The sequence below is a fragment of the Sphingomonas sp. GW821-FHT10F09 genome (genome assembly GCF_058809195.1).
Window position 1 is genome coordinate 1 of record NZ_JBXASI010000014.1, and the last position, 2,964, is coordinate 2,964.

The 2,964-nt window shown below is 64.5% G+C and carries 3 protein-coding genes and 1 pseudogene; 3 read left to right on the forward strand and 1 reads right to left on the reverse strand.

What is annotated here, in order from left to right:
• Nucleotides 1-228 precede the first annotated feature (228 nt).
• Nucleotides 229-1,230, reverse strand: coding sequence for a M48 family metalloprotease (locus AC1RTO_RS19265; protein WP_493162455.1), 1,002 nt, complete (start codon nucleotides 1,228-1,230; stop codon nucleotides 229-231).
• Nucleotides 1,231-1,282: 52 nt separating this feature from the next.
• On the opposite strand from AC1RTO_RS19265, the gene AC1RTO_RS19270 reads away from it, so the two are divergent.
• The 3 genes and pseudogenes from AC1RTO_RS19270 to AC1RTO_RS19280 form a co-directional block, all read left to right on the forward strand.
• Complete coding sequence (locus tag AC1RTO_RS19270) at nucleotides 1,283-1,723, forward strand: hypothetical protein (RefSeq protein ID WP_493162456.1); 441 nt, start codon at nucleotides 1,283-1,285, stop codon at nucleotides 1,721-1,723.
• Between the two features lie 607 nt (nucleotides 1,724-2,330).
• Nucleotides 2,331-2,555: a hypothetical protein gene (locus AC1RTO_RS19275; RefSeq protein WP_493162457.1), complete on the forward strand. Its 225-nt coding sequence runs from the start codon at nucleotides 2,331-2,333 to the stop codon at nucleotides 2,553-2,555.
• A 194-nt stretch (nucleotides 2,556-2,749) separates the two neighbouring features.
• Nucleotides 2,750-2,890, forward strand: a pseudogene (locus tag AC1RTO_RS19280) (IS481 family transposase); the annotation flags it as partial.
• Nucleotides 2,891-2,964 lie beyond the last annotated feature (74 nt).

The following is a 2,964-nucleotide window of genomic DNA, read 5'->3' on the forward strand; positions in this document are numbered from 1 at the left end:
GACCACCGGGATGAGGGGTCCTTTTTCGACGCCGATCACCCCGCTACCGGGGTCCTTTTTCCACGCCGATCCACACTTTTCGATGACACGCCGAGTGTTGCGCTCCGCCCGCGATCCTTACGGCAACGAAACAAGAAACCGCGCGGCTGCCGTTCGCCAGAAGAAACGCGCAATCACCCGCTCACCGGTCTCTCACGACCGGAGCCCCGCCGATCAGCGTGTCCGAAATTACGCCGCAACCACCAGCTTGACGAGTGTGCCGGGCTTCAGCGGCTCGTCAGCCGGCAGACCGTTTATCAAGAGAAAGCGTTCGCGCTTGCTGTCGGCGACCGCCATGCGCTGGCTCAACGTATCGATCGTGTCCCGTGTACCGACGGTCACGATCCGGACGACCTGGCGCCCCTGCTTACCGTCGCCATAGGGCAGGCCATCGAGCATACGCAGGAACGCCGTATCCTGTGCGATGGCGGCTTCTGGCTTGCCAGTGGCCTTGGCGAGCGCCGCTGCACGCTGCACGCGATCGGCTCCGTTTGGATGCGTCGATGCCCACGTCGGCGCAGACCGTGCAGTCCCGCTGGCCTGCGCCGTCAGCCCGGTCGATTCGTCCAGCGCGGCCAGAATGTCTGCGGAGGCATATGGCGAATAGCCGGCCGCCGTGATGTAACGGACGCCAAGGGCATCGGCCTGATACTCCTGATCGCGCCCGTATTTCAGCGTGTAGAGCTGCGCGCCCGTGCCGACGACGCGGGAGGCGAGGTCGTTCTTCGTGGCCAGGCTGACACCCCGTGCGAGCAGACCGCCGATCGTCGCACGCGTGTTACGCGCGGCGGCATGACGCGCGGCGACATGGCCGACTTCATGCCCCATCACCGAGGCGAGCTCAGCCTCCGACGTCATCAGCGCAAGCAACTGGCGGGTAACGTAGATATAGCCGCCCGGAATGGCGAAGGCGTTCTCCACCGGCGAATCCAGCAGGGTGACGGTGAAATCGCTGCCTGCGTTCGACAGGCCGGACTGGACGGCGACACGCTTGCCGACGCGTTCCACGAACGCGGCCTGGGGCCCCTTATAGGCGCCGCCGAATTCCGCGAGCAGCTGCGGATGGGCCTGGCTCCCTTGCGCCTTATCCGTTGCCGAGATCGAGCGCACCGCATTCTGCGCGACGACAGGCGTGGCGGATGCAAGCAGGAGTGCGCTGGTTAGCAAAACGGCAATCTGACGGCGGATCATGAGGCTCTCCCGGTGACGACGATAAAAAGCCACCCCCCTATCGTTGTTCCGGATGCGCATCGATATTGTTTCCAACCAGTCCGTTGATCGCTGCGGCGGGGCCTTGAGCCACGATGCTGAAAGGGGGCGGGTTAGCGCAAGCCGAGAACAGGCGGCACCTGACAAAAGTCAGGCCACTCCGTTGGCGTCGCAATCCACAACTCTGCCTCCGTTCTCCGCCAGCACCAAAGCATGCCGGAACCTCCTGACCGGATTGGAATTGTACGATGCGCGCGCGGACGTCCGATCCGCCGCGCTATCCGGGGACAATATGAGCCGTATGAAGCTGGGCCTCTTCGGGGCCGCCCGTCCGACTGACGGACGCACGATCGCTACCGATGTAAACGCAATGGATGCCGCGGTGCGCGACCGTCTAGCGGGCCTGACGCCGATCGAGCTTGCGGCCGTCGAGGCGATGGCACAGGCCAACAGCCCGGTGTTGGCCACGCGTTGATCGCTGCCGGTGGCGTTGCGATGCCGAGCCGTTATGGACGGTCACCATCCTTACAGCGCCGCCAACAGCCATTCCAGCGAACGGCGGCGTCAGCGGCGGTTGCGGTGCATGACAGGCTCCGACCGTTAGCGAGGCTGCGCTGCGCCACCCACGTTTGAAGCTCTCACCCCATCGACCATATAGGAGGCAAACGGGGGCAGGGGCGTCATGCGAACGCCGCTTGACGGTTACCCGAATAGGCGCGCCCATAGCGATTCCGGCCGAACACGATCCGCCTGCCAGCGCGCGCGTGCCTCGGCCGAACGCTGGTACAAAGCGGCGAGGCGCTGCTCGCGCGGCAGGTCCGATATGCGGGCCGGGTATTGATGGTGATTCATGACAGCACGCGTTTTGCGACGGCAGAGCGTTGCTTATCAAGGATGATGCGATGAGCGGATAACGTTGCGAACAACGCGGACGTACGTCTGGCTTGCGTACGGGCTGGATCGTCGCATCCGACGCGGCCTTGGCGCTCAAATGGATGCAGCCGGCCCCCGTCATGCGCGCCTCCATTGGGCGGAAGTCGGTGTCGAACGTTGTGCCTGTGCAGAACCCTCAGGAGTGTGACATGTCCGATGTGACCGATACGAACCATGAGCCCCAGAGCTACGGCGACCTGCCGATGCAACCGACCGGCTCGGGAGTGGCGGACCTCGAGGTCGCCTACGAGCAGATGCGCCTTGCCGAGGACGATCAGGGAGCCGGCGCATCCGCTCCGGCGCTGACGGCGGACGAGACCATTCCGACCGAGGATACGCAGGATGCCGCAGACAGCGCCGCGCATCCGAGCTGAGCCAGGCGGGCCGAAGTCGTCATCGGCCCGAGCGGCCCCGGCGCCATGGAGGCGGACAGCATGGGTGTTCCTCGATCGCCAACTGAAAGCCGTGCCCTACTGCATCCACACGATCCTGACCGCCCATGGCATCCAGTTCGCCGAACAGCCGCGCAATCGCAACACCGCCTGATCGCGTCAGGTGCTCTTTGGCAGTGGCGGCCTACAACTTCGCCCGCCGGCTCAAAACGCTCGGCGGCCTCACACCCTACGAGCATATCGCCAAGTTTTGGACGTCAGCGCCAGATCTCTTCATCGTCGACCCGATCCACCAGATGCAGGGATTGCACGCCTAGGGCCGATCGACATTCAGAAGATGACGTGCCGAAAACGGTGGTTTCGCGTGACCCGGAGCGCAGCGTACTAACGG

Excerpts from the sequence above, each read along its gene's own strand:
- AC1RTO_RS19265 (WP_493162455.1), bottom strand. The coding sequence starts at position 1,230 with ATGATCCGCCGTCAGATTGCCGTTTTGCTAACCAGCGCACTCCTGCTT.
- AC1RTO_RS19275 (WP_493162457.1), top strand. The coding sequence starts at position 2,331 with ATGTCCGATGTGACCGATACGAACCATGAGCCCCAGAGCTACGGCGAC.
- AC1RTO_RS19270 (WP_493162456.1), top strand. The coding sequence starts at position 1,283 with ATGCGCATCGATATTGTTTCCAACCAGTCCGTTGATCGCTGCGGCGGG.